Genomic DNA, 24,836 nt, shown 5'->3' with positions numbered 1-24,836 from the left:
CCGACCAATTAACAGGGTTAGGTAGGTGGCCTACTTTACTGGGAAGAAGGTCTTAAAGCTGCTTCTACATGGCCACCTTTCCTAATCGCTGTTTTAGTTCTCTCTCTTCAGGACGGGCAATCCGTTCCCAAGCGCCACGAGCACCCTGTAAACCTGATCTTCATGCGGGTCAGGAAGGATGAACAGGTTGCCAGCAGCGTCCCCGGTAAAGAAGGCCTCCTGAAAATCTTGCCAGTTTTGCTCAGAATATGCCCGGACACTTGCCAGGCAAAGATTTGGATTGCAGGCGAAAGAGCTTTCAATCCGGGGATCAATACTGTTAGCCATAGCTATGGCTCTTTGATTGAATTCCTCAGACTTCATGATGTTTTCAGAATCGTTTCCTACGATATTCTGCATTACTTCGTTGTAATTACTGCCTTGAAGAACGATGCCAGTCTCTTCAACTTTTGCTGCACTTAGATTTCCATCGAAAATCATATCTGCCAAATCTAACTCTGTATTGATGGAGCAATAATGTTCGCTCGGGTCACTCTTACAAAGCTCTTTTTTAACATCATGAATATTATAAGTGGACTTTTCATTTGAATGCTCATGTTCGTTTTCATAATCATCAATAGGTACTATCGGTTGAGCTGGATTTATTGCCATTACAGTATCTTGGTGAGCTGTAAGGTGAGAAGTCTCTTTATTAGTTATCGCCTCTTCTGGGGGATTGGTGAGTCTAAAGTACTCGAATGCAAAAAAAACAGTCGAGCAGGCGAAGGCGAATGCCAGTATCAATGACTTATTCATTTCATTTCCACTTATATTAAGATATTAGGGCTAGGCGAAAATGTGGGTTAAAATGTGCTGGTGTTAATTATTTTTCGCCTGGGTATTCTTCTCCAGGGTGTGGAAGAAACGTTGTATAAACTCTGCCACCGCAGCAATCTCTTATAGTGTAGCTACCTGTCGAAGAGTCATATATAACTACGCATGAGTTAGTACAACTAGTTTCACTTATATGAAAAGCCGAGGCACCGAAAGGTATAGAAACTAACAAAGAAAATCCTAAGAAAATCAGAATCCGTCTACGTGTCGATGATTTTATCATGGTTATATCCTTATATTTCGCCTAGCCATTTGAAGCTATTGAGGCGAATGACATGTGTCAATCGAAGATTAAAATGGAAAGAAGTAATGTGAAGGGTAAGGTAAAATAATTTTGTTAGGGCTACTTCAACCATAAGAAAAGACAAAAACGGCAGTTAATGAAAAAGATCAACTGGTACCCCCCCATCATTCTCGGCCTGCTGGCCCTGCTGGTGATCACCTTTGGCGCGCTGGTGGTTTCGCGCGCTTCTCTCGGTCCGGCCCAGCAGTTTGCCGAAGGCACGGGGCAGGAAACCTTTCAATGGAAACTCGTCACGACTTGGCCGAAAAATTTCCCCGGCCTCGGTAGTGCGCCGGAGCGCTTTGCCAAAAAAGTCGAGGAAATGTCCGCTGGCCGGCTGAAGATCAAGGTCTACGGTGCTGGTGAGCTGGTGCCGGCTATGGGCGTATTCGGCGCCGTGTCCGAGGGTGCTGCACAGATGGGCCACGGTGCCGCCTATTACTGGAAGGGCAAACTGCCCGCGGCGCAGTTCTTTACCGCCGTACCCTTCGGGCTCAATGCCCAGGAGATGAATGGCTGGCTGCACCACGGTGGTGGCCTGGAGCTGTGGGAAGAACTTTACGCGCCCTTCAACCTGATCCCCATGGCCGGCGGTTCCACCGGTGTGCAGATGGCGGGCTGGTTCAACAAGGAAATCAACTCGGTCGAGGACCTGAAGGGCCTCAAGATGCGCATCCCCGGCCTCGGTGGTGAGGTGCTGAATCGCGCCGGTGGCACCGCAGTGACCATTCCCGGTGGCGAGCTGTATACCGCGCTGCAGACTGGTGTGATCGATGCCACCGAGTGGGTGGGACCGTATAACGACCTGGCTTTCGGTTTTCACCAGATTGCCGAGTACTACTACTACCCGGGCTGGCACGAGCCGGGCTCTATCCTCGAATTCATCATCAACAAGAGTGCCTTCGAGAAACTGCCCGGGGACCTGCAGGCCATCGTCCGCGCTGCAGCGAGGGATGCCAATCAGGACATGCTCGACGAGTACACCGCGCGCAACAACCGTGCACTGAAAGAGTTGGTGGATAAGCACGGCGTGCAACTGAAGCGCCTGCCGGACGAGGTACTGGCCCACCTGAAGACCATCAACACGGAGATTCTGGAGGAGACGGCAGCAGAGGACCCTCAGTTCGCGCGCATCTATGAGGCCTTCCGCGAGTTTGAGGCGCAAGTGATTCCCTATCACCGCATCAGTGAAGAGGCTTACTACCAGACTCGCTTACTGGAGCTGGATCAATAATTGGGCGCCATCCTGGCCGTCAGCGGAAGTGATGGCCGGACAATGAATTCAGCAGAGGAAAAATCCTCTGCTGATTGCCGACCGCATCTCCCTCCGGGCAATCCCTCGCCCCGGGCGCTATTGACGCCGCCATGTCTGTATCACTATGCCGCCTGCCCCAGGGCCGGCCCGTCGTTTGTTCTCGTGGGCCGGCACCGCCACTGATCAGCCAGCATTTATTAGAAAGAAAATCTATATAAACCGGGCTGTTAGGAATGGAATATTGCTGGAGATTTTCCTGCGTTTTTGTGAGGCTCAGGGAGAGCGGGAGGATTCTCCATGGCATTGGTACAGCGCACAGATTTTGAATTGACCCTGGCGGAATATTTCCGTGGTCGCCTGCAGGAATACGGTCGGGAGCTGGCGCCGCCGCCCCACGAGGACACGCTCTGGTATATGGGCAATATGCTGGCCCGCTTCGGGGACAGCGATGAGTTGTTTACCTACGAACAGGGGGAGCGCGGTATCCGGCCACTTGCCCTCCTGTACCGGGATGCGGTGGAAACGCCCAGTGAGTGGGAGCGATGCCAGTTACTGCGCAAGCTGGGGGATACCGCCCTGTTTATCGGAGCGGTGTTCCCCGAGAGCTACGCCCGCAAGGGTATCGTGAGGGATTACTTTGTCGGCATGGGCGGCGGTGCATATGACTATCTCGGCGACAACGCCCGTCAGTACCGGCATGTGTTTGCCGAGCTGGCGGCAAAATTCAGTCGCATGCTGGAATTGGTCGCGCGTGCCTGTGCCAAGCAGCGTGCCTTCGATGCGGCGGATGTGATCAACCTGTATCAACGCTGGCGCACCAGCGGCGATCCTCGCCTGGCGGCCGAGCTGCGCACACTGGGTATCACCTTACCCGACTCAGACGTGCGCCACTGACTCGGGCCGCACGGTAGGAAGCCCCGTGGGATATGAGGTCAGTTCGGTAGGGGCCGGGTGTGTCCTTTGTCATCGATGGCGACAAACACGAACTCCCCTTCAGTCACCTTCACCTGCTCGCCTGAGCCTACCCGTGTCAGCCACACTTCCACCATGGTGCGGATAGAGGAGCGGCCCACCTCGACGGGTTCTGCGTAGCAGCTGACAGTCGAGCCTACGGGCACCGGGCGCAGGAATACCATATTGCCCGTGGCGACAGTGGTGACCCGGCCGCGGGCAATGGTCTGGGCGAAAATGGCACCGGCGAGGTCCATCTGGGACATCAGCCAGCCGGCGAACACATCCCCCTGGGGGTTGGTATCCCGGGGCATCGCCAGGGTTTGCAGGGTGAGGGTGCCGGAAGGTTGCGGCGCTTCATCTAGTGCTGCCATGGACTGCTTACGAACTCTTAGACTTATTGTGGGTGTTGCCGCGAAGCGGGTGGCGCATTGTAGCACAGGGTGCATATAAATTAGCCACAGGTGACAAGGCCAATCGTGCGCTCTGGTGCAGCTTCCCCGGTTCCTCAGCCCGGCGCGAACTTGCCCGATGCTGCCGGGGCACCTAGAATCCCGCCATGCACCGCATCCTGACCCTGTTTCTGCTGTTGATGTTGAGCGCCCAGAGCTTCGCTTCTGCGGTGCAGCACGACTGTGGCGAAATGGGTGGCGCCGGCTCCATGTCCCATGCTGACATGGATATGCACCACGAGATGCCAGGTGACATGCCCTGCTGCGACGATGTGGATAACTCGGTAGCAGCCTCGGAGCAGGCGAGCCAGTGCCAGCTCAGCTGTGCGCTGGGTGCCTGTGCCTCGCCGGTTGCCGTTCTGGCGGTATTCCAGCCATTCGATGTAGCCGCCTATCACCCGACGGTCCTGTTCTCCGCAATCGACCGCCCCGATTCCCCTCTTTCCAGTCTGTTCCGGCCCCCTATCGCCGCCTGATGTCCCGTTAACGGGTGCTCTGCGCACCGACGAGCTATCACACAGACAGGAATAACCGATGTTTTTCCCCAAAAGGGCCGCGCGGCGTTGCGGCCCAATTGCACTGGCGCTTGCCCTCGCGACGCCGGCGTTCGCATCCATAGACCATCGCCAGGCAGTGCAGATTGCCCTGGAGCTCGATCCGGAAAGCGCTGCCCAGCGCCTGGAGGCCGAGGCGCTGGAAGCCGGCGCGGTGGCGGACAGCCAGTGGGCTGACCCGATGCTCAAGTTTGGCGTCGCCAACCTGCCCACGGACAGCTTTGCCTTCGACGAGCAGCCCATGACGCAGAAACTGTTGGGAGTAAGCCAGCAGCTGCCCCGCGGTGATAGCGCCCGTCTGACTGGCGAGCGCGGTCTGTTGCAGGCAGAGGCCTCCTACGCGAATGCTGCCGATCGTGAGTTGCAGCTGGCGCTGGCGGTGAATGAGTCCTTCCTGCAGCTCTCTGCCCAGCTCGAGCGCCGTCAGCTGCTGCTGGAAAACCGCAAGTGGCTGGAGCAGCTGGTGGAGTATGACCGCAATCGCCTCGCCACCGGTGAAGTCCAGTCCCAGCGACTGCTGCAGACCCAGTTGGCGCTGGCCCGTATCGATGACCGGCTGCAGACCATGGACGGCGATATCGACCGCGCCCGCGGCGAACTCACCCGCTGGATCGGCGAAGCCGCCTGGCAGCCGGTGAACACCCGCTTGCCGGACTGGCCGGACACGGAGGCCTGGCTGCAGGCCCGGCAGCTGCCGGTGCCGCCAGAGACTATCGCCGGCCATCCGGCACTGGATGCGGCCGGGGCCATGGTGGAGGCGCAGTCGCGCAACGTGGCGCTGGCTCACGAGGCCTACAAACCGCAGTGGAAGCTGGAGCTGAGCTACGGCCAGCGCCAGCCCACGCCCATGAGCGACGGCGCCGACTTCGCCAGCGCGCTCATTTCCGTCGACCTGCCCCTGTTCCGCCAGAATCGCCAGGATCAGCGCCTCGCCGCCGCCCGTGCGCGGGAGAGCGCCGGCATTCTTCAGCGCCAGAACCTGCTGCAGCGGCTGCACGGCGGCCTGAACAGTGCCGCGGCCTCGGCCGAGAGCCTGCAGTCGCGGCGCCATCTTTACCGAAGCCAGCTGCTGCCGACGGCGGAGGCGACGGCTGAGGCATTGCTGCAGGGCTACGCCGCCAATACCGCCGACCTCGACGCAGTGATCACCGCTCGAATGGAGGCCATCGAGGCGCAGATCGCGGCCCTGCAGCTGGATTACGACTACTTCCGCGCGCTGGCGCGGATTCGCTATTACCTCGCCGGCGCGGTACCGGTGGACGGCAAGTGAGCGGCTTGCCAGCAACAAGAATTGGCCCGCCCCGCGGGCGGACTGTATAGGAATACGAACGATGCAAAAGGCTCCAATCGTGATCACCGCGGCAGTACTGGCCGGCGTGGCGCTGGGCTGGTGGCTTGGTGCCGGCGACGGGGATTCGTCTGAACAGGCACAGGAAGAAAAGAAGATCCTCTACTGGGTCGCGCCGATGGACCCCAATTACCGTCGCGACGGGCCGGGCAAGTCGCCCATGGGTATGGACCTGATTCCGGTGTATGAGGGCGAAGAGGAAAAAGAGGCGGCAGGCACTGTGCGTATCTCGCCGGCAGTGGAGAGCAACCTGGGTGTGCGCACCGGCGTGGCAGAGCGCGATTCCGTGTCCGCCAAGCTGAACACGGTCGGTATCGTGCGCCTGGACGAGGACCGGATCGAGCATCAGCATTCCAGGCTGACAGGCTGGGTGCAAAAAAGCTGGGTCAAGGCCAAGGGGGACCGGGTGGAAAAAGGCCAGTCCCTGGTCGAGATCTATTCACCGGAACTGGTCAAGTCCCAGCGGGAACTGCTGGCCGCTCTCAAGAGTGGCAATCGCGCCCTGATTGCCGCGTCGCGCGAGCGCCTGCACAGCCAGGGTATTCCCGCCGCCGAGATTGCCAGTGTTGAGCGCGAAGGCAAGGCACGCGAAGCGATTACGCTCTATGCCGAAGCCAGCGGCTACGTGGAAAACCTGGGTGTGCGCGACGGCATGTACATTACCCCGCAGACCACCCTGGTGAGCGTGGGGCCGTTGCAGACCGTGTGGATCGAGGGTGAAGTGTTTCCCCGCCAGGGCTACAAGGTGCAGCCGGGGGATACCGCCACCGTGCGCGCCGACGTTGCTCCCGGTCGCATCTGGCTGGGCAAGATCGCCAAGGTGCTGCCGCAGCTGAACGAGCAGATGCGCACCCTGACCGTGCGCGTGCGGGTCGACAACCCGGACCGCACCCTGCGTCCAGGCATGTTCGTGCAACTGCAACTGGACGGCCCCGCCCTGCAGGCGTTGACGATTCCGAGGGAAGCGCTGATCCGCACCGGCAGCATGGAGCGTGTGGTGCTCGCTGAGGGGGACGGCCGTTTCCGCTCCATCAAGGTGCGGTCCGGGCGCGAATTCGGCGAGCGGGTGGAAATCCTCGAGGGGCTCGAGGCGGGGCAGCGGGTGGTGACCTCCGCCCAGTTCCTGCTGGATTCCGAGTCCAGCGTCAGTGCCGGCCTCGAGCGCCTGGATGCCGGAGACCAGCCCTGGGTGGGCGCCCGGGTGCTGAGCATGCCGGATGACAACCACTACGCGCGCCTGGAGCACGACCCGGTACCGGCCTGGGACTGGCCGGGCATGGTGATGGGCTTTTATGTCGCGGAAGGCGCCGGCGAGGCGTTGCGTGAGGCGATGGAGAGCGATAGCCGGGTCGAGGTGCAGATCCGCGAACGGCCGGATGGCAAGTACGAGGTGCTGGCGGTGCGACCGGCGGCGGGTCACCAGCACCACCAGCCGCAGCAGGAGGAGAAGTCCGACTCCCACGATCACCACGACCACCATGACCAAGGGGGCGAGCACAAATGATCGCCCGCATTATCCATTGGTCGCTGCACAACCGCATTGCGGTGCTGCTCGGCGCCTTCGCCCTGCTACTCGGCGGCCTCTACAGCCTGCGCCACACCCCGGTCGACGCCCTGCCCGACCTGTCCGATGTGCAGGTGATCGTGAAGACCTCCTATCCCGGCCAGGCACCGGAGGTGGTGGAGGATCAGGTCACCTACCCGCTCACCACTGCCATGCTGTCGGTGCCCGGTGCGGTCACGGTGCGGGGCTATTCATTCTTTGGCGATTCCTATGTCTATGTGATCTTCGATGACGACGTGGACCTCTACTGGGCGCGCTCGCGGGTGCTGGAATACCTGAGTCAGGTGGCGCCCAGGCTGCCTGCCGGCGCCCAGCCGGAACTCGGACCGGATGCCACTGGTGTCGGTTGGATCTACAGCTATGCCCTGGTGGATCGCAGCGGCGAGCACGATCTGGCCCAGCTGCGCTCGATCCAGGACTGGTTTCTGAAATACGAGCTACAGACCATCCCCGGCGTCTCGGAGGTGGCCACCGTCGGAGGTATGGTGCGGCAATACCAGGTGGTGGTGGACCCGCTGCGTCTGCGCGCCTACGACCTGACGCTCGACCAGGTGCGCACCGCCATCCAGCGCGGCAACCGGGAGACCGGTGCCTCGGTGGTGGAAATGGCGGAAGCGGAGTACATGGTCCGCGCCAGTGGCTATATCCAGGGCGTCGACGATCTGCGCCAGATCCCCCTGCGGGTCGACGACAGCGGCACACCGCTGCTACTCGGTGACGTGGCAGAAATCCGCGTGGGGCCGCAGATGCGCCGCGGCATTTCCGAACTCGATGGCGAGGGCGAAGTGGTCGGCGGCGTGGTGGTGATGCGCTTCGGCGACAATGCTCGCGCTGTGATCCAGCGGGTGACCGAACGATTGGGCGAGCTTCAGCAAAGCCTGCCGGCAGGGGTGGAAATTGTACCCACTTACGACCGCAGCGAACTCATCGACAGCGCGGTGGAGAATCTGGCCCACAAGCTGCTGCAGGAGTTCCTGGTGGTAGCGCTGGTCTGTGCGTTGTTCCTGTATCACCTGCGCTCATCGCTGGTGATCGCCCTCAGCCTGCCACTGGGGATTCTCGGTGCGTTTATCGTCATGCACCTGCAGGGCATCAACGCGAATATCATGAGCCTGGGCGGCATCGCCATTGCCATCGGTGCCATGGTGGACGGTGCCATCGTGATGATTGAGAACCTGCACAAGCACATGGAGCGCACTCCGCTGACCGAGCGCAATCGCTGGCAGGTGGTGGCTGAAGCAGCGAGTGAAGTGGGGCCGCCGCTTTTTTTCAGCCTGCTGATCATCACCCTGAGCTTTCTGCCGGTCTTCGCCCTCGAGGGCCAGGAGGGGCGACTGTTCAGCCCGCTCGCCTATACCAAGACCTACGCCATGGCGGTGGCGGCGGGACTGGCCATTACCCTGGTGCCGGTATTGATGGGTTATTTCGTGCGCGGTCACGTCAAGCCGGAACAGGCCAACCCGATCAATCGCGCCCTGACGGCCGTCTACCGTCCGGCGCTGGAGCTGGCGGTACGCTTTCCGCGCCTGGTGCTTGTCACCGCCCTTCTCCTGCTGGCCAGTGCCCTCTATCCGCTCACCAAGACCGGCACTGAGTTCATGCCGCCGCTGGACGAGGGTGACCTGATGTACATGCCCAGTACCCATCCGGGCATTTCCATTGGCAAGGCGCGGGAACTGCTGCAGCAGACCGACAAGCTGATCAAGACGGTACCGGAGGTGGCCCAGGTCTGGGGCAAGATCGGCCGCGCCGACACCGCCACCGACTCGGCACCCCTGACCATGATCGAGACCATCATCCGCTTCAAGCCCGAGGAACAGTGGCGGCCGGGCATGACCCCGGAAAAGCTGCGTGCCGAGCTGGACCGGGTGGTGCAGGTCCCCGGGGTCACCAACGCCTGGGTGATGCCCATCAAGACCCGCATCGACATGCTGGCCACCGGCATCAAGACGCCGGTGGGCATCAAGGTGGCCGGACAGGATCTGATGGAGATCGAGCGGATCGGCACGCGGCTGGAGAGCATTCTCGGCGATCTGCCCGGTACCGCCTCTGTCTACGCAGAGCGGGTCGCCGGCGGGCGCTATATCGATGTGGATATCGATCGCGTCGCCGCCGCCCGCTTTGGCCTGAATATCACCGATGTGCAGTCGGTGGTAGACACCGCCATCGGCGGCCGCAACGTCAGCGACACGGTGGAGGGGCTGGAGCGCTATCCGGTCAACCTGCGCTACCCTCAGAGCTGGCGGGACTCCCCCGAACAGATGCGCCAACTGCCTCTGGTCGCCCCGAACGGCAGCCATCTGGCGCTGGGCGACGTGGCCCGCATTGAGGTACGGGACGGCCCGCCGATGATCAAGACTGAAAACGCGCGTCCCAATGGTTGGATCTATGTGGACATTACCGATGTGGACCTGGGTAGTTGGGTCGCCAGTGCCAAGCAGGCGGTGGCGGATCAGCTGGAGCTGCCGCCTGGCTATTCGCTGATCTGGTCCGGCCAGTACGAATACATGGAACGGGCCTGGGAGCGACTCAGCATCCTGTTGCCCCTGACCCTGGGCATCATCGTGCTGCTTCTCTACCTCAGTTTCCGCCATGTGGGCGAGGTACTGGTGATCATGGGCAGCCTGCCGCTGGCACTGATCGGCGGTCTGTGGCTGCTTTACTGGCTCGACTACAACTTTTCGGTGGCGGTTGGGGTCGGCTTTATCGCACTGGCGGGCGTGGCGGTGGAGATCGGCGTGATCATGCTGGTCTACCTGAACCAGGCCTGGCAGCGGGTGCAGGAAGAGCGCGCCGAGGCAGGCGGCGACCTGTCGCGGGAAGACCTGCAGCGGGCAATTCGCGAGGGTGCCGGCCAGCGCATGCGGCCGGTGCTGATGACCACCGCTACGGTCTTTATCGGCCTGATCCCGGTGATGATCGGCTCCGGTGTCGGTTCAGAGGTGATGCAGCGCATCGCCGCACCAATGGTGGGTGGCATGGTTAGTGCCATGCTGCTTACGCTATTGGTGATTCCGGCGATCTACCGACTCTGGAAGGGGCGTCATTTAGCCAATGCTTCGTAGCTTCCGGTGTGAGTGAAAGCCACCGGCCGGGTTTTTCAAGCCACGATTAATACTGCTCCATAAGAGCTGTCGGCGCTGCACTGGCGCCGACAGTTCTGGAACGTCGTGGCCGATACTCTGCCTGCCGGCTGGCGCCACAATCGACACCCCGCCTCTTTCGAAATATAAGGCATGGCTATATCTGGCCATCTATGGCTTTATCTATCTCCAAATGGGTGCATGTACTCACGTGGCCAGATATGACCACGCCTAAGAATAAACTGTTATGGCTTATGAGTATTTCAAGAAGAAGCATATTTTCATTAATTGGAGATCGCTATCTCGATACTCAATTTAATGATGAGTACATCAGTCGAATTGAAGGTGAACTCAGATCCAGGGGTGTTGTAGGAGCAAAACGTATACTTCTGGAATACATAGCTGCTTCGAGCCTTTGGTGGAACATACTTTGGTGGGAGTGGTGTGATCTAGATGGTCAAGATGTAAAGCTTGGCTGGGTTCAAAATTTTGTTGTTTTCGGAGTGCTGGCTCTAGTGGCCGGTTTTATTTTCGGAGCTCCGGCGTTGGTAATAACTTTAATAGGGTTGCACTTAGTTACCCTTAAAATAGGGCTCGGTCTTCGGATGGGGACCAAAGGTGGAGAGAGCCGCCCTGGCTCCCGGCCATAACAATGCAATGCAGCCGACGTCTTACTTTGTGCACGTTTTGCACCGTCGCTGCGCTCCCATTTTCGTGCAAAACGTGCACAAAGTAAGCCGCGTCTGATTGCGGCGTTATGTGCATAATTATTAAGCGAGTCGCAATGGTGGCGGCCGCATGACGTCACCGACAGTACTCAAAATACCCCATAGTTTCCTCGAACAGAGGTGAGGAACTGGAATGATTGTTAAGAAGCTAAGAGAAAAGCGAAATTGGTCTCAGGAGCAGCTAGCTCAACTAGCTGGTTTGAGCTTAAGAACTATCCAAAGAGTTGAAGCAGGCAATAAAGCTAGTCTAGAGACTCTCAAATCACTCGCCTCTGTTTTTGAAGTAGAACTTTCAAAACTTACAGAGGAAATCATCGTGATTGATAAAAAATGCGAAGCATGGAAATCTGAACCATGGTTCATTAGGGTATTTTTACTCGGTGTAAAAAGGCGCTCACATATGTTAGCCATAGAGTATATTCTGCTCGCACTTGGCGCGCTTTCTTGGGTTTTGTTAAAGCCTATGGCGATAACAACGCCCCTTGCATTCTTTTTTGCATATATAAATACGAAATTAATAGCATATATAGACAAAAGAGCGTACTGGTAGCCCGCACATAACAAGGTGCGGCAGACCGACGTCTTACTCTGTGCACTTTTTGCGCAGTTGCTACGCTCCCACTTTTGCGCAAAAATTCCACAAAGTAAGCCGCCGCTGCGCACGGCGTTAAGGACCACATATTGGAAAAGTCAGATACATATTGGGTCGCCATCCGTTTAATGGGGCTCTTTTTTCTATACAAGTCGCTAGAGAGCTTGGTTCAGGTCATCGCGAATGGCTACTTCCTGATTAGAGTGAACTTTATCGAAGATATTGAGACTCTCGGAACGGAACTGGCTAGCTTTGGTGCTGAGACGGTTTTTATTCCTGCCTTAATTAGGGTTCTGCTTTACACTGGCTTGGCGTACTACCTACTTAGAAAAGGTAAAGCGCTTCACAACTTCGTAATGGGGGCGGATCGACCATCGACCCTTAACAAGCTAAGGCAGCCGACACAGTAGTCTGAGCGGCTGCTTTGGGTGTTAGGCAGATAGCTTGAGCAAGAAATATACGGAGATAGTAAGGACAGCTAGCTGCTTCCATCGTAAGGAGCTTCTTGCAAGCGATTACGCAGCATGCTTCAACTGTCTGATGGAGTTTAAGCCAGAAGATATTAAATTTTGGTGTGAGAATGGTAAAACTGCCATATGTCCGTATTGCGATCTTGATTCTGTTGTTGGCTTTAGCGGTGGAATTGATCGCGAATGGCTAGAGGCAGCTACTAGGGATGATTTCCCATACTATCCCTGACACATTGGGGGCAATTATTTTGAATTATCGACTTCTGCTAGTTGCCTGGCTATGTCCTGTGAAGGTAACTCTGCCTAACAAGCGCCGGGACAGTCGCGCACTTCATGCGCTGGACTCACAACAATTTGCTCGCCTGTGCGGCGGGCGTTAGTAGCTCACTAGTTTGAGCGCAGCGAAAAAATATAATGTTAGTTCTTGGGTGTGGCGATCCAATAAGGACTTTGTTCTTAATGAGTTAGCTAGACTAGTTAGCTATAAAATTTCTGATCTCGACATAGACGCTATTGAATTTGGCATGGAGGGTACCGATAGTGAAATTCCGGCATACTTCGAATATTCATTCTGCGGATCTGAAAAGCTAGACTTTGCCATTTCTAATGAATCAGGAGCCGACACATTGATGGTGTTGGTTTCCGCATCAGATCATCAAGCCTCCACGGTGAGTCTGATCCTAGATTTAGCAGCAACTTATGACATCAGAGCACGCTCCTAACAATCACAGGCAGTATGCTCCGGCCCTGCAGGCCTGCTCGGGACAACCTACGCTACGCTCCGGCCGCCCCGGCTGTGAGAGTTACGACGCCTTACTGCTTGCTAACGATCACCGGGACTTGGCAGCCACGCGCCATCGCCTTTGACAGATACCTATTGATCTGTCGGAATTTTTTATCCGGCATTCCTCCCTCAACTCGCCAGATACCCCGGCAACCAGGTAGCCAGCGACGGCCACAGGGCCAGCAGCATCATCACCAGCAGCTGAATCATGATGAACGGCACCACGCCGCGGTAGATGGCACCGGTGGCGACGGTTTCCGGGGCCACGCCGCGCAGGTAGAAGAGTGCAAAGCCAAACGGTGGGGTCAGGAACGAGGTCTGCAGGTTGATGGCGATCATGATGCCAAGCCAGATCGGATCCACACCCATGGCCAGCAGCACCGGTCCGACAATGGGCACCACCACGAAGGTGATCTCGATAAAGTCGAGGATAAAGCCGAGCAGGAAGATCACCACCATCACCAGCAGGGTGGCGCCCACCACACCGCCGGGCAGGCTGTTGAAGAAGTGGGTCACCAGTTCTTCGCCGTCGTAACCGCGGAACACCAGCGAAAACAGCGACGCACCGATCAGGATGGCGAAAACCATGGCGGTGACCTTGAGCGTGCTCTGCCCTACTTCCCCGGCGCGGTCCCAGTTCAGGGCGCCGCGGCTCACCGCCAGGATACCGGCGCCGAGGGCACCAACGGCCGCTGCCTCGGTAGGAGTAGCGGCACCGGTGATGATCGAACCGAGCACCAGCACCATCAGGCCGATGGGCGGCACCAGGCTCTTCAGGGTCTCGGCCAGGTTCACGCTTTCCGCCGCCGGCTTGGCCACCGCCGGCTCCCGCCGGGCGACGAACAGCAGGTAGATGATGTAAGCCGCCACCAGCAGCAGGCCCGGAATGATGGCCCCCACGAACAGGTCGCCGACACTCACCGGCTGCGGGTTGAAGATACCGGCAGAGAGCTGCGCCTGCTGGTAGGCATTGGAAAGGGTGTCGCCGAGCAGGACCAGGGCGATGGACGGCGGGATGATCTGTCCGAGCGTGCCGGTGGCACAGATGGTGCCGGTGGCCAGCCGCGGCGAGTAGCCACGGTTCAGCATCGTGGGCAGGGACATCAGGCCCATGGTTACCACGGTGGCACCGACGATGCCGGTGCTGGCCGCCAGCAGCGCACCGACCACCACCACCGATACTGCCATCCCCGCCGGCACCCGGGAGAATACCCGCGCCAGATTCACCAGCAGTTCCTCCGCGATCCGCGCCCGCTCGAGCATGACACCCATCAGGACAAACAGCGGCACCGCCATCAGGGTGCCGTTCTGCATGATGCCGAACAGGCGGTCGGGAAAGGCGCGCAGCAGTTCGGCGTCAAAGGCACCGAAAACGATACCGAGGCCCGCGGCCAGCAGCGCCGTGCCGCCCAGGGTGAAAGCCACCGGGTAGCCGAACATCAGCGCCGCGCAGACGGCGACAAACATCAGCAGGGGGATGAGCTCCATCATGCGCCCGCCTCCTCTACCGCTTTGGTCACGGGTTCTTCGGCAACAACGGACGCTGCCGGCGGCCTGGACTCCACCAGCATCAGTTCCGCCAGGCTGCGGCAAAGCTGGGCGATGCCCTGCAGGCCCAGTGTCAGTGCGGACAGGGGAATCAGGCTCTTGAGCAGGAAGATACCCGGCAGGCCGCCGGCGCTGGAGCTGGCTTCGCGCACGGCCCAGCTGGCGGCGGTGAAGTGCCAGCTGCCGAGAATGATGAATACACACAGGGGCAGCAGGAAGACCAGGGTACCTACTGCGTTCACCCAGGCCCGGCCACGGTGGGACATGCGCCGGTAGAAGACGTCCACCCGCACGTGGGCGTCGGTGTGCAGGGCGTAGGCGAGGCCCAGCATCAGGACTGCGCCGTGCAGGTACAGGACTGCGTCCTGCAGGGCCACCGAGCCCCCGTCAAAACCGTAGCGCAGGAGGACGACGGCGCTCTGCAGCAGCACCATGGCGAGGGTAAACCAGCCGAGCAGGCTGCCGGCAGAAGTGGCCAGCCGGTCAAGTTGCCGGGCGAGGGGCACCAGGGGGGGCATGGGGAGTTCTCTCTCTACATCTTATTGTTCTGTGTGCAAAGACTAACCCCGGCGCCAATCCGGTGCCAGTGGCCGCAATGGGCGACATGTAACCTTTTTGTCACATTTCATTCATAGAATCGTCACCCGTTGTTCCTAGCATCGCCGCTGAAACACAAGCACACATTGGAGCTATCCATGAACAAACAGATTCTGGCCACTTCCCTGGCGGCACTGACCATCGCCGCGTCCCAGGCGGCCACTGCGGCCCGCGATCATATCAGCATTGTCGGTTCCTCCACCGTTTATCCGTTCACCACCACCGTGGCGGAGCGTTTCAGCCGCGCGACCCAGTTCAAGACTCCAGTCGTTGAGTCCACCGGTACCGGTGGCGGTATGAAGCTGTTCTGCCAGGGCGTGGGCGAGAGCACTGCGGATATCACCGGCGCTTCCCGCCGCATCAAGCAGTCCGAGCTGGACATGTGTCAGGAGAACGGCGTCGATGTAGTTGAGGTCCAGGTGGGCTATGACGGCATCGTAATGGCCAACGCCAAAAGCAAAGAGACTTTCGAGCTGAGCCGCAAGGACATCTTCCTGGCCCTGGCCAAGGAAGTGCCGAATCCGGACGGTTCCGAAACTCTGGTCGAGAATCCCTACAAGACCTGGAAAGAAGTGAACCCTGCGCTGCCGAATGTGAAGATCGAAGTACTGGGCCCGCCCCCCACTTCCGGTACCCGCGACGCGTTCGCCGAGCTGGCGATGGAAGGTGGCTGTAAGAAGTTTGACTGGATTGCCGCCAAGAAAAGCGAAGACAAGAATGCGTACAAGGCGATCTGCCACACCGTACGCGAAGATGGCGCTTACATCGAAGCCGGTGAAAACGACAACCTGATCGTGAATAAGCTGGTGGCCAACCCGAACGCACTGGGTATCTTCGGTTTCAGCTTCCTGGACCAGAACGCCGACAAGGTGCACGGTTCCATCATCGAAGGTCACAAGCCCACCTTCGACAGCATTGCCGACCAGAGCTATCCGGTTTCCCGCCCGCTGTTCATCTATGTGAAGAAAGCACACGCGAGCGTGATCCCCGGTATGAAGCAGTTCTTGGCTGAATTCACCAGCGAGCGCGCCTGGGGCGAAGACGGTTACCTGGCGGACAAGGGCATGATTCCCCTGCCCACAGCCAAGCGTCAGCAGGTGGCCAAGAATGTTCGCGAAATGAATGCCCTGAGCAACCTGGCCCAGAAATAAGTTGCGATAAGATTTCGACAAGAACAGGTAGATGGATTTACCAGCCAAGCCCGCAAGGGCTTGGCTTTTCTCGTAATTGAAGTGCCGCCTTTTGCGGCGATGAAAAAAGCCTGAAAAGCCGCAATAATCCGCGGCCTGGATAAAAACCGAACGCACGGAATTTCGATGCAGACACCTACCCTTTTTGCCCTGTTGCTGCTGCTGGTACTGATTGCCTATGGCACCGGTTTCAGTCGCGCAGCGGCCGCAGCCCGGGGCCGCGGCGGCATGCGCAAGCTGGCAGCCCTGCCAAGTTACTACGGTACCCACACGGCACTGTGGTGCGGTCTCCCGGCACTGTTATTGCTGGCGGTTTGGCTCGTGTTCGACGAGCCGATTATCCGTGCGCTGATCATGAATGGTGTCGCCGACATGCCGGAGACCATTGCCGGCCGCGACCTGCTCTACGCACAAATACAGAACCAGGCTGCCGGCAACCTGTTCGGTGAAGCAACACCCCAGGTCGCAGCGGCGGCGGAGCGGCTTACGCACCTGCGCAGCGGTGCCCAGATATTGCAAACGGCTCTGGTATTGATCCTGTCCGTGGGCCTCGGTGCTTTTGCCATGTTGCGCTTCTCACCACAGCTGCGCGCCCGGGAGAAGGTGGAGAAGGTATTCCGCATCATCCTGCTCGGCTGTGCTTCGGCCGCGATCCTCACCACCGTCGGCATTCTGCTGTCGGTGCTGTTCGAGTCGCTGCGTTTCTTCCAGTCGGTACCGGTGACGGAATTCCTGTTCGGCCTGCAGTGGAGCCCACAGATGGCTCTACGCGCGGATCAGGTGGGCTCCAGTGGAGCCTTCGGTGCCGTGCCCCTCTTTACCGGCACCCTGATGGTTTCCGCCATCGCCATGTTCGTGGCGGTGCCAGTGGGACTGATGTCGGCCATCTACCTGGCCGAGTACGCCGGCAAGCGCGTGCGCGCCGTGGCCAAGCCCGTGCTCGAAGTACTCGCCGGTGTGCCGACCGTCGTATACGGCTTCTTCGCTGCACTGACAGTGGCGCCGTTCGTTCGCGAAGCAGCCGCCGCAGTTGGTCTGCAGGCTTCCAGCGAGAGCGCACTGGCCGCCGGCCTGGTGATGGGTGTGATGATTATTCCTTTCGTATCGTCCCTGTCCGACGATGTGATCAATGCGGTGCCCCAGTCCCTGCGCGATGGCGCGCTGGGTCTTGGCTCCACACAGTCAGAGACGATCCGCAAGGTGGTCATCCCCGCGGCATTGCCGGGCATTGTCGGTGGTGTACTGCTGGCAGTGTCTCGCGCGATCGGCGAAACCATGATTGTGGTGATGGCTGCGGGCCTGGCTGCGAACCTGACGGCAAATCCGCTGGAATCTGTCACCACGGTAACGGTACAGATCGTGACCCTGCTCGTCGGTGACCAGGAGTTTGACAGCCCGAAGACCCTGGCGGCCTTCGCCTTGGGCCTGATGCTGTTCCTGTCCACACTGGTTCTGAACTTTATTGCCCTGCACGTTGTGAAAAAATATCGGGAACAGTATGACTGATCTGACACAAATTCAGGTGCGCGAGCGGATCGAGCAGCGCCTCGCCAGCCGCCACCGTAAGGAAAAACTGTTTCGCGGCCTCGGTATCGCCAGTATTGCCTTTGGCGTGCTCGCGGTACTGGTGCTCTTCACCGACATTATCAGCAAGGGCAATGGCGCCTTCGTGCAGACCGCGGTGAAGCTGGAAGTGACCTACGATCCTGCGGTACTGGGTATCGATGAGGTGGACGAGGAGAGCCTGACCTGGGCCAACTTTACCGGCGTGGTACGCGAAGCGCTGCGGGAGCGTTTCCCGGATGTCAGTGGTCGCAGCGAGAAGCGCGAGCTCTACTCTCTGGTTTCTACCGGGGCGCCGTTTACCCTGCGTGACCGTTTGCACGCTAACCCGGAGCTGCTCGGCAAGACCGAGACCATTTGGTTTGCTGCGGATGACGATGTGGATACTTTCGTCAAAAGTCTCGATGACTCCGCCGAGGGTTTCCGTGGCCGCACCTCCGACCAGATGGCGGCCTGGGTGCAGTCACTGAAAGACAGCGGCGAGTTGAAAAAGCGCTTCAATACTACTTTTTTCACCAATGGTGATTCCCGCGAGCCAGAGCAGGCGGGTATCCGCGCGGCGCTGGTGGGCTCGCTTCTGACCCTGCTGGTAACCCTGGCACTGTCCTTTCCTATCGGTGTGGCTGCGGCCATTTACCTGGAGGAGTACGCGCCCAAAAATCGCTGGACTGACCTGATCGAGGTGAACATCAACAACCTCGCCGCGGTACCGTCGATTGTCTTCGGCCTGCTGGGCCTGGCCATTTTCATCAACTTCTTTGAGCTGCCCCGTTCGGCACCGCTGGTGGGTGGTCTGGTACTGACCCTGATGACTCTGCCCACCATCATCATCTCAAGCCGTGCGGCGCTGAAGTCGGTACCGCCTTCCATCCGCGAAGCGGCGATGGGTATGGGCGCCTCGCGTATGCAGGTGGTGCTGCACCACGTGCTGCCGCTGGCCATGCCGGGCATGCTCACCGGCGCCATCATTGGTATGGCCCAGGCTTTGGGTGAGACGGCACCGCTGCTGATGATCGGCATGGTGGCCTTTATTGTCGATGTGCCGAGCGGTATCACCGACCCGGCTACGGTATTGCCGGTACAGATCTTCCTGTGGGCAGATAGCCCCGAGCGCGCCTTCGTCGAGCGCACCTCCGCCGCGATCATGGTGCTGTTGAGCTTCCTGATCGTGATGAATGCCAGTGCAGTGCTGCTGCGCAAAAAACTCGAGCGCCGCTGGTAGCGGCTGATAGACTGGGATCGATTCGATGAACACCATGACTCTGGACGGCACCGGCTTGACTGAGCCGGCCAACCCCCAAACCCTGGAAAGCGAAACTGTGGATAGCCAGATTAAAGTCCGCGAAACCGTGGGCGCCCCCTTCTGCGACAACGCCAAGCTGAAGATGCGTAACGTGAACGTCTTCTACAGCGAAACCCAGGCGATTCACAATGTCAGCCTGGATATCGGCCGCAACGAAGTGGTTGCCATGATTGGCCCGTCCGGCTGCGGTAAATCCACTTTCCTGCGCTGCCTGAATCGTATGAACGATACGATTGAGGGTTGCCGTGTCGAAGGTGACCTGACCCTGGACGATGAGCCGATCTACGGCCCGAAAGTGGATGTGGTGCCGCTGCGCGCACGGGTGGGCATGGTGTTCCAGAAACCGAACCCCTTCCCCAAGTCCATCTACGAAAACGTCGCCTATGGCCCCAAGATCCACGGCATCGCCAGTCGCCGCGCGGAACTGGATGAAATCGTGGAGAACAGCCTGCGCCGCGCGGGTCTGTGGAACGAGGTTAAGGACCGTCTCGACAAGCCCGGCACCGGCCTGTCCGGCGGCCAGCAACAGCGCCTCTGTATCGCCCGCGCCATCGCCGTGAGCCCGGAAGTGATCCTTATGGATGAGCCCTGCTCTGCCCTGGACCCGATCGCCACCGCCCGCATCGAGGAGCTGATCGACGAGCTGCGCAAGAACTACACCATCGCTATCGTCACCCATTCCATGCAGCAGGCGGCGCGTGTCAGCCAGCGCACGGCCTATTTCCACCTGGGTCACCTGGTGGAGGTCAACGATACGGAAACCGTCTTCACCAATCCGCAGCATGAGCTGACCGAGGCCTACATTACCGGCCGTTTCGGCTGATCGGTTGAACTACTATTGCGCTAACAAAAGCGAACGAACTATGGAAATGCATTTCGATCAACACATCTCCCGCCAATTCAATGAGGATCTCGAAAGCATCAAGACCGAGATGCTGGAAATGGGCGGCATGGTGACCCGTCAGGTTGCCGACGCGGTGGAGTCTCTCGCCAATGCCGACAGTGAGCTGGCGGAAAAAGTCTTGCGCATCGAAGAGGAAATCGACAAGCGGGAAATGGCCATCGATGAGCACGCCACGCTGATCATCGCCAAGCGCCAGCCCGCAGCTTCCGACCTGCGCATGGTGATGTCCATCATTCGTATTGCCCGCGATCTGGAGCGCGTCGGCGACGAGGCCAGCAAGGTGGCGAAGATGGCGATCGCACTGACCGACGAGGGCACCGCCCCCAAGGGTTACACGGAAATTCGCCACATCGCCAATGCCGTGCGCAAGATGCTTAACGACGCTCTCGACGCCTACACCCGTTTCGACGTGAAGGCGGCCATGAGTACCCTGGCGGAGGACGAGCAGGTGGACATGGACTACCGCAGCGCCGTACGCGAAATGGTCACGTATATGATGGAAGACCCGCGCAGTATCTCCCGCGTGATCAACGTGCTGTGGACCCTGCGCTCACTGGAGCGCATTGGTGATCATGCCAAGAATATCTGCGAGCAGGTGGTCTACCTGGTCGAGGGAGCGGATATTCGTCACGGGCACGAGAGCAATCTAAAGAAAGTCTGAGGACTCCAGGGACTAGACTGAAAAAGGCCGCAATTGCGGCCTTTTTCCGTTAAGGAGGGCTAGCGGTGAAATACCTGTTCGAGGTCAGGATCAAGGAAGGTCACACGGTCGAGGAATACGCACATGCCTGGGTGCGGGCTTCGGAGCTGATTCAGCAACATCCCGGAGCTCGTGGTACCGAATTACGCCGCAAGATCGGAGAACCCAATACGTTGCTGGCGATCGCAAGCTGGGACAGCAAGGCAGATCGGGATGCGATGGAGGCGCAGCACTCGCAGAAAATCGATGAGATCATTCGCAGTGCCGCTCCTTTTGTCGGGGTCACCCCGATCGGCGAGTTTGAGGAACCGGAGTGGGTGGTGAAGCCCGACTGAGCTGGAGGCGTACAAAAAAGGCCGCTCGGGGCGGCCTGATTCCTGCTCACGCTTTTTGGTAAAAGCCTCGCAATTTTACTCTTATAGTTTCTAACCCTGACTGCCCAGCGCCTGCATCCGCGCCTGGGCCGCCGACCCGATTTCGCCGCCGGCCTTGGACGCCGTCTGGTAGTGGCTGTAGGCGTTTTTCACTTCCCCTTTCTTTTCGTACACCTGACCCAGGTAGTAGTGGGCGTGCGGTGTTTCCAGGTAGCGCAGTGAACGGGTCAGGTCGCGCTCGGCATCGGTGTAGTTATTCAACTTGGCGGCGACGAGTCCGCGCTTCAGCCAGTGGGAGAAGAGCCCCGGGTTTTTCTGCACAGCGCTGTCGTAGGCCTTGTAGGCGGCCTGGTACTGTTCTTGGTGTGTCAGCAGATCGCCCTCGAACTGGTAGAAGGCGGCTTCGCGGGGTTGCTGCTGCTGGGCGCGGCGCACCAGACTCAGGGCCTGGTCGTATTGCTTGTTGGAGGCTGCCTTCAGGGCCTGGTCGTAATTGCCGTAGGCGTCCGCATCGCGGTTGAGCTGCGCAATGGCGCGCTGATAGGCGGCGCGATTGGCGTTGCCTGTTGGCAGTTGTTTGGCGTACTCGATATTGGCATTCACTCGAGCCTGGGATGGCGGATGGCTGGCGAAGAGTGCCTCAAGTGCACTGGACTGGCGCCCCTCCTTCAGCTTGACGAATTTCTGCTGCAGCCGCACGGCCCCCTGGGGGTCGTAACCGGCGGCGGCCATGTATTTCATGCCGTACTTGTCCGCTTCCAGTTCATTGCTGCGGCCGTAACGGGCGATGTAGGCGGACCCGCCCAGCTGCCCACCGAGGGCTACCAGGTCACCGTAGGCTGTGTTCTGTGTGGTGGCTCCCAGTACGGCGAGGCCGGCACCGAGCACCTGCTGTTGGGACATGGCACTGGCGGAATGGCGCGCGGCGGCGTGGACGATCTCATGGCCCAGTACCGCGGCCAGTTCGGCCTCGTCCTCGAGAATAGTGAGCAGGCCCCGGTTCACGGCGATCTTGCCGCCGGGTAGCGCCCAGGCATTGGGCGTGGAATTGTTTAGTACCACGAATTCATAGGGCAGCTGTGGCTGGTCGGAGACTTTTGCCAGCTTCTGGCCGACACGGCTGACGTAGTCCTGCAGGGATGGATCCACGACATATTCGCCGCCCTGCTGTTGCTGGTTGATGGGGTACTGCTGCTCGCCCAGTGCCACTTCCTGGCCCTGAGAGATCAGAGAGAGCTGCTGCTCCCCGGTGACCGGGTTGACGGCACAGCCGGAGAGAAGAGACGCTGTGAGGGCACAGCAAGTGATCAGGCGCGGAATCATGGTGGCCTCCCTGTATAATGCTCAGTTCAATAGTGATCCATAGCGATCCATTTTACACAGTCCCGGGAGAGAGGTTATGACCGCACTGCAGGTAATTGAATTGTTCGCCGGTACCAATCCGGATGGCGAGCCGGTGGTGGAGCGGCTGCAGGTGCGCGTCAACGAGGATGACAGCTGCCAGCTGGTCCGCTCACCCGCGTTTATCAAGGGCATCGCCAGTGGCGATACCATCAAGGTCAACAAGGAAGACCAGCAGTTCGAGCTGGTGAAACGCTCTGGTAACCTGGCGATCCGCGTGTTCTGCCGTGGCAACAGCACAGCCCTCTCCGACCAGCTGACACCGCAGCTGGAGAAGCTCGGCGGCGAGCTGGACATGGAAACCCCGCGGCTGCTCGTCTACAGCATCCATGTCAGCTGCGGTTTCGACAAGATCGAGCAGATTCTCAACAGCGCCTGCGATGGCGCCAACAGTGTCTGGTACTACGGCAATGTCTACGACCCGAAGGATGGCCAGACGCCGCTGAACTGGTGGCAGGATATCCTCAAGCCGGAGTGATCCGGGCATCGCAATTCCATCCCTCTTTTTTTCGCACAGGAAAGTCATTAGCCCATGTTGATAGTGATCTCCCCGGCCAAGACCCTCGACTACGAGAGCGAGATTCCGGACCTGGAAACCACCCAGCCAGGTTTTCTTGATGACTCAGCCCAGCTGATCAAGGAATTACGGGCGCTGAGCCCACAGGACATCTCCGGCCTGATGAAAATTTCCGACAAGCTCGGGGTGCTGAACTACGACCGCTTTCAGGACTGGAAGCGTCCGTTCACCGACAAGAATGCCCGCCCGGCATTGCTGGCGTTCAAGGGCGATGTGTATACAGGCCTCGAGGCCGAGACCATGGGCAAGCGGGATTTTGCCTATGCGCAGAAACACCTGCGCATGCTTTCCGGCCTTTACGGACTGCTGCGGCCGCTGGATCTGATGCAGCCGTATCGCCTGGAGATGGGCACCAGGTTCGCCAATGCCCGCGGCAAGAACCTGTACGAATTCTGGGGAGAGTCGCTCACCGCGGCGCTCAACCAGCAGCTGAAAAGCCTCAAGAGCCGCGAACTGGTCAACCTGGCGTCCAACGAATACTTCAAGGCCGTCAAACCCAAACTGCTCGAAGCCGACATCATCACCCCGCACTTCAAAGATCTGAAGAATGGTGAATACAAGATGATCAGCTTCTTCGCCAAGAAAGCCCGCGGCATGATGAGCCGCTGGGCCATCGACAAGCGGGTGAAAAAGGCGGAAGAGTTGAAGGGCTTTGACGCCGGCGGCTATGCCTTCAATGCCTCTCTGTCCGACGGCAATGATTGGGTCTTCACTCGCGACGAACCGCAATGACCGACACCCCATCCCTGCCAGATGCACCAGCCTGCGGCCGCAACCGCGAGCCTATCCTCGAGCAGTTGAAACGGCTCCTGGCCGATAGCCGCAGGCTACTGGAAATCGGCAGCGGTACCGGTCAGCACGCGGTCTATTTCGCCCCACATCTTCCACACCTTGCCTGGCAGACAACGGATCTGCCGGCGAAACTGGCGGGTATCCGCGCGTGGTTGGAGGCATGCCCGGCTGAAAACCTGCTTGCACCCATTCCGCTGGATGTGGAGGGCCGGTGGCCGCCGGTCTCCGCCGACACTATTTTTACAGCCAATACGCTGCATATTGTGTCGGCGCCGGCTGTGGAGGCCTTTTTTGCTGCACTCCCGCAAGTACTTGACCAGGATGGGCAGCTGATTGTGTACGGACCGTTCAGTGAGGGGGGAGATTTCGCGGCGGAAAGCAACCGGGAATTCGACCGCTGGTTGCGCGAGCGCGATCCTGACAGCGGCATTCGCGACCTGTGCTGGCTCGATACGCTGGCAGCCAGAGTCGGGATGACACGCAGCGAGACCATCGCCATGCCGGCCAACAATCACCTGGTCGTTTGGCGGCGGTCCCAAGAAAAAAATACAAACAAACTGATTGAGCAGTAACGGAGGGGAATACAGATGCCCGAGTGGTTTGAGATTGGCGTGACCATTGTTTTTGCCATCGCTGCGGTATTTTTTCTGGCCAAATATCGTGAGACGGCGGCGGCTTTGCACGAATGCGAGCGCATGAAAGTGCGGCTATCCAATGACCTGAATCGCTACCGGGATGTGAAACGCCTGCGCACGCTACGGGATGCGTTGGTAAGCGCCGACGTGCTTCCGGTGGATGACGATGGGCGGGAGCATCTGCTGTTGCGCGATGGCGACATGCGCCTTCACCACCTGGTTCTGCGCCGCCAGTGCAATGCCATCAGTGAGGGAGAAAAGCCCACTTACACCAAGAACGGCGAAGAACAGCCGGTGAAGGAACTGGAGTAGCGC

General features: G+C 59.2%; 25 protein-coding genes. 20 read left to right on the top strand and 5 right to left on the bottom strand.

The annotated features are described in order from the left end of the window. Positions 1-93: 93 nt before the first annotated feature. Complete coding sequence (locus AUP74_RS04270) at positions 94-795, bottom strand: hypothetical protein (RefSeq protein ID WP_069946482.1); 702 nt, start codon at positions 793-795, stop codon at positions 94-96. A gap of 458 nt (positions 796-1,253) precedes the next feature. Here AUP74_RS04270 and AUP74_RS04265 point away from each other — a divergent pair, with 458 nt between their 5' ends. Both AUP74_RS04265 and AUP74_RS04260 read left to right on the top strand, forming a co-directional pair. Further along, positions 1,254-2,390, top strand: coding sequence for a TRAP transporter substrate-binding protein (locus AUP74_RS04265; RefSeq protein ID WP_069946481.1), 1,137 nt, complete (start codon positions 1,254-1,256; stop codon positions 2,388-2,390). 318 nt (positions 2,391-2,708) lie between these two features. Beyond that, positions 2,709-3,305 (top strand): hypothetical protein, encoded by a 597-nt coding sequence (locus AUP74_RS04260; RefSeq protein WP_069946480.1) that lies wholly within the window; start codon positions 2,709-2,711, stop codon positions 3,303-3,305. Between the two features lie 38 nt (positions 3,306-3,343). On the opposite strand, the gene AUP74_RS04255 is transcribed toward AUP74_RS04260, so the two are convergent. Next, a complete protein-coding gene (locus tag AUP74_RS04255; RefSeq protein WP_069946479.1) occupies positions 3,344-3,736 on the bottom strand; it encodes an acyl-CoA thioesterase in 393 nt (130 codons plus the stop codon). A 185-nt stretch (positions 3,737-3,921) separates the two neighbouring features. Between AUP74_RS04255 and AUP74_RS04250 the strand changes: the two genes are divergently transcribed. The 8 genes from AUP74_RS04250 to AUP74_RS17150 all read left to right on the top strand — a co-directional run bounded on the left by AUP74_RS04250 (position 3,922) and on the right by AUP74_RS17150 (position 12,875). After that, complete coding sequence (locus AUP74_RS04250; protein ID WP_069946478.1) at positions 3,922-4,290, top strand: hypothetical protein; 369 nt, start codon at positions 3,922-3,924, stop codon at positions 4,288-4,290. Between the two features lie 58 nt (positions 4,291-4,348). After that, positions 4,349-5,638, top strand: coding sequence for a TolC family protein (locus AUP74_RS04245; protein ID WP_069946477.1), 1,290 nt, complete (start codon positions 4,349-4,351; stop codon positions 5,636-5,638). Positions 5,639-5,699: 61 nt separating this feature from the next. Then, a complete protein-coding gene (locus AUP74_RS04240) occupies positions 5,700-7,220 on the top strand; it encodes an efflux RND transporter periplasmic adaptor subunit (RefSeq protein ID WP_069946476.1) in 1,521 nt (506 codons plus the stop codon). Next, the gene (locus AUP74_RS04235; protein ID WP_069946475.1) at positions 7,217-10,345 is read left to right on the top strand and encodes an efflux RND transporter permease subunit; all 3,129 of its coding nucleotides are present in this window, start codon (positions 7,217-7,219) and stop codon (positions 10,343-10,345) included. Before AUP74_RS04240 ends, AUP74_RS04235 begins: the two co-directional genes overlap by 4 nt. 239 nt (positions 10,346-10,584) lie before the next feature. Beyond that, positions 10,585-11,013, top strand: coding sequence for a hypothetical protein (locus AUP74_RS17155; RefSeq protein WP_145924315.1), 429 nt, complete (start codon positions 10,585-10,587; stop codon positions 11,011-11,013). Positions 11,014-11,224: 211 nt separating this feature from the next. Continuing rightward, entirely contained in the window at positions 11,225-11,641 is a 417-nt protein-coding gene (locus AUP74_RS04230; RefSeq protein ID WP_069946474.1) for a helix-turn-helix domain-containing protein, read from the top strand. A gap of 131 nt (positions 11,642-11,772) precedes the next feature. Continuing rightward, complete coding sequence (locus tag AUP74_RS04225; RefSeq protein ID WP_145924314.1) at positions 11,773-12,093, top strand: hypothetical protein; 321 nt, start codon at positions 11,773-11,775, stop codon at positions 12,091-12,093. 452 nt (positions 12,094-12,545) lie between these two features. Next, the gene (locus AUP74_RS17150) at positions 12,546-12,875 is read left to right on the top strand and encodes a hypothetical protein (RefSeq protein ID WP_145924313.1); all 330 of its coding nucleotides are present in this window, start codon (positions 12,546-12,548) and stop codon (positions 12,873-12,875) included. A 191-nt stretch (positions 12,876-13,066) separates the two neighbouring features. Here the strand turns inward: AUP74_RS17150 and AUP74_RS04220 are convergent, their stop codons facing one another. Continuing rightward, positions 13,067-14,428: a TRAP transporter large permease gene (locus AUP74_RS04220; RefSeq protein ID WP_069946472.1), complete on the bottom strand. Its 1,362-nt coding sequence runs from the start codon at positions 14,426-14,428 to the stop codon at positions 13,067-13,069. Next, positions 14,425-15,003 carry a TRAP transporter small permease subunit gene (locus tag AUP74_RS04215; protein ID WP_069946471.1) on the bottom strand — a complete coding sequence of 193 codons (579 nt, stop codon included), beginning with the start codon at positions 15,001-15,003 and terminating at the stop codon, positions 14,425-14,427. Before AUP74_RS04215 ends, AUP74_RS04220 begins: the two co-directional genes overlap by 4 nt. Positions 15,004-15,180: 177 nt before the next feature. Between AUP74_RS04215 and AUP74_RS04210 the strand changes: the two genes are divergently transcribed. From AUP74_RS04210 to AUP74_RS04185, 6 genes are all read left to right on the top strand, one after another. Continuing rightward, positions 15,181-16,233 (top strand): PstS family phosphate ABC transporter substrate-binding protein, encoded by a 1,053-nt coding sequence (locus AUP74_RS04210; protein ID WP_069946470.1) that lies wholly within the window; start codon positions 15,181-15,183, stop codon positions 16,231-16,233. A gap of 165 nt (positions 16,234-16,398) precedes the next feature. Beyond that, on the top strand, positions 16,399-17,778 hold the full coding sequence (gene pstC, locus AUP74_RS04205) for a phosphate ABC transporter permease subunit PstC (RefSeq protein ID WP_069946469.1): 1,380 nt from the start codon (positions 16,399-16,401) through the stop codon (positions 17,776-17,778). Continuing rightward, a complete protein-coding gene (pstA, locus tag AUP74_RS04200) occupies positions 17,771-19,057 on the top strand; it encodes a phosphate ABC transporter permease PstA (protein ID WP_069946468.1) in 1,287 nt (428 codons plus the stop codon). Before pstC ends, pstA begins: the two co-directional genes overlap by 8 nt. A 163-nt stretch (positions 19,058-19,220) precedes the next feature. Then, positions 19,221-19,961 (top strand): phosphate ABC transporter ATP-binding protein PstB, encoded by a 741-nt coding sequence (pstB, locus tag AUP74_RS04195; RefSeq protein ID WP_249023390.1) that lies wholly within the window; start codon positions 19,221-19,223, stop codon positions 19,959-19,961. A 40-nt stretch (positions 19,962-20,001) separates the two neighbouring features. Then, positions 20,002-20,703, top strand: coding sequence for a phosphate signaling complex protein PhoU (gene phoU, locus AUP74_RS04190; protein ID WP_069946467.1), 702 nt, complete (start codon positions 20,002-20,004; stop codon positions 20,701-20,703). Positions 20,704-20,768: 65 nt separating this feature from the next. Beyond that, positions 20,769-21,077, top strand: coding sequence for an antibiotic biosynthesis monooxygenase family protein (locus AUP74_RS04185; protein ID WP_069946466.1), 309 nt, complete (start codon positions 20,769-20,771; stop codon positions 21,075-21,077). A 90-nt stretch (positions 21,078-21,167) separates the two neighbouring features. On the opposite strand, the gene AUP74_RS04180 is transcribed toward AUP74_RS04185, so the two are convergent. After that, positions 21,168-22,439 carry a M48 family metalloprotease gene (locus AUP74_RS04180; RefSeq protein WP_069946465.1) on the bottom strand — a complete coding sequence of 424 codons (1,272 nt, stop codon included), beginning with the start codon at positions 22,437-22,439 and terminating at the stop codon, positions 21,168-21,170. Positions 22,440-22,515: 76 nt separating this feature from the next. Between AUP74_RS04180 and AUP74_RS04175 the strand changes: the two genes are divergently transcribed. Genes AUP74_RS04175 through AUP74_RS04160 form a run of 4 tightly spaced genes read left to right on the top strand, consistent with a single transcriptional unit; the run spans position 22,516 to position 24,833 of the window. Then, on the top strand, positions 22,516-22,995 hold the full coding sequence (locus AUP74_RS04175; protein ID WP_069946464.1) for a DUF4265 domain-containing protein: 480 nt from the start codon (positions 22,516-22,518) through the stop codon (positions 22,993-22,995). Positions 22,996-23,049: 54 nt separating this feature from the next. Continuing rightward, positions 23,050-23,826, top strand: coding sequence for a peroxide stress protein YaaA (yaaA, locus tag AUP74_RS04170; protein ID WP_069946463.1), 777 nt, complete (start codon positions 23,050-23,052; stop codon positions 23,824-23,826). After that, positions 23,823-24,458, top strand: coding sequence for a DUF938 domain-containing protein (locus AUP74_RS04165; protein ID WP_069946462.1), 636 nt, complete (start codon positions 23,823-23,825; stop codon positions 24,456-24,458). The genes yaaA and AUP74_RS04165 overlap by 4 nt, the downstream gene beginning before the upstream one ends. A gap of 15 nt (positions 24,459-24,473) precedes the next feature. Beyond that, complete coding sequence (locus AUP74_RS04160; RefSeq protein WP_069946461.1) at positions 24,474-24,833, top strand: hypothetical protein; 360 nt, start codon at positions 24,474-24,476, stop codon at positions 24,831-24,833. The last annotated feature ends 3 nt before the right edge of the window (positions 24,834-24,836 follow it).

The organism is Microbulbifer aggregans (assembly GCF_001750105.1).
In the GTDB taxonomy this organism is placed as follows: Bacteria; Pseudomonadota; Gammaproteobacteria; order Pseudomonadales; family Cellvibrionaceae; genus Microbulbifer; species Microbulbifer aggregans.
Note: the sequence above shows the minus strand (reverse complement) of the source record. Positions and strands in the feature narration are given on the sequence as shown.

Coding starts and splice junctions, on each gene's coding strand:
- AUP74_RS04220 (WP_069946472.1), bottom strand. CDS start 14,428: ATGATGGAGCTCATCCCCCTGCTGATGTTTGTCGCCGTCTGCGCGGCG.
- AUP74_RS04270 (WP_069946482.1), bottom strand. CDS start 795: ATGAATAAGTCATTGATACTGGCATTCGCCTTCGCCTGCTCGACTGTT.
- pstA (WP_069946468.1), top strand. CDS start 17,771: ATGACTGATCTGACACAAATTCAGGTGCGCGAGCGGATCGAGCAGCGC.
- AUP74_RS17155 (WP_145924315.1), top strand. CDS start 10,585: ATGACCACGCCTAAGAATAAACTGTTATGGCTTATGAGTATTTCAAGA.
- AUP74_RS04230 (WP_069946474.1), top strand. CDS start 11,225: ATGATTGTTAAGAAGCTAAGAGAAAAGCGAAATTGGTCTCAGGAGCAG.
- AUP74_RS04250 (WP_069946478.1), top strand. CDS start 3,922: ATGCACCGCATCCTGACCCTGTTTCTGCTGTTGATGTTGAGCGCCCAG.
- AUP74_RS04180 (WP_069946465.1), bottom strand. CDS start 22,439: ATGATTCCGCGCCTGATCACTTGCTGTGCCCTCACAGCGTCTCTTCTC.
- pstB (WP_249023390.1), top strand. CDS start 19,221: ATGCGTAACGTGAACGTCTTCTACAGCGAAACCCAGGCGATTCACAAT.
- AUP74_RS04260 (WP_069946480.1), top strand. CDS start 2,709: ATGGCATTGGTACAGCGCACAGATTTTGAATTGACCCTGGCGGAATAT.
- AUP74_RS04175 (WP_069946464.1), top strand. CDS start 22,516: ATGACCGCACTGCAGGTAATTGAATTGTTCGCCGGTACCAATCCGGAT.
- AUP74_RS04265 (WP_069946481.1), top strand. CDS start 1,254: ATGAAAAAGATCAACTGGTACCCCCCCATCATTCTCGGCCTGCTGGCC.
- AUP74_RS04235 (WP_069946475.1), top strand. CDS start 7,217: ATGATCGCCCGCATTATCCATTGGTCGCTGCACAACCGCATTGCGGTG.
- AUP74_RS04210 (WP_069946470.1), top strand. CDS start 15,181: ATGAACAAACAGATTCTGGCCACTTCCCTGGCGGCACTGACCATCGCC.
- AUP74_RS04240 (WP_069946476.1), top strand. CDS start 5,700: ATGCAAAAGGCTCCAATCGTGATCACCGCGGCAGTACTGGCCGGCGTG.
- yaaA (WP_069946463.1), top strand. CDS start 23,050: ATGTTGATAGTGATCTCCCCGGCCAAGACCCTCGACTACGAGAGCGAG.
- AUP74_RS04215 (WP_069946471.1), bottom strand. CDS start 15,003: ATGCCCCCCCTGGTGCCCCTCGCCCGGCAACTTGACCGGCTGGCCACT.
- AUP74_RS04245 (WP_069946477.1), top strand. CDS start 4,349: ATGTTTTTCCCCAAAAGGGCCGCGCGGCGTTGCGGCCCAATTGCACTG.
- AUP74_RS04160 (WP_069946461.1), top strand. CDS start 24,474: ATGCCCGAGTGGTTTGAGATTGGCGTGACCATTGTTTTTGCCATCGCT.
- AUP74_RS04165 (WP_069946462.1), top strand. CDS start 23,823: ATGACCGACACCCCATCCCTGCCAGATGCACCAGCCTGCGGCCGCAAC.
- pstC (WP_069946469.1), top strand. CDS start 16,399: ATGCAGACACCTACCCTTTTTGCCCTGTTGCTGCTGCTGGTACTGATT.
- AUP74_RS04255 (WP_069946479.1), bottom strand. CDS start 3,736: ATGGCAGCACTAGATGAAGCGCCGCAACCTTCCGGCACCCTCACCCTG.
- phoU (WP_069946467.1), top strand. CDS start 20,002: ATGGAAATGCATTTCGATCAACACATCTCCCGCCAATTCAATGAGGAT.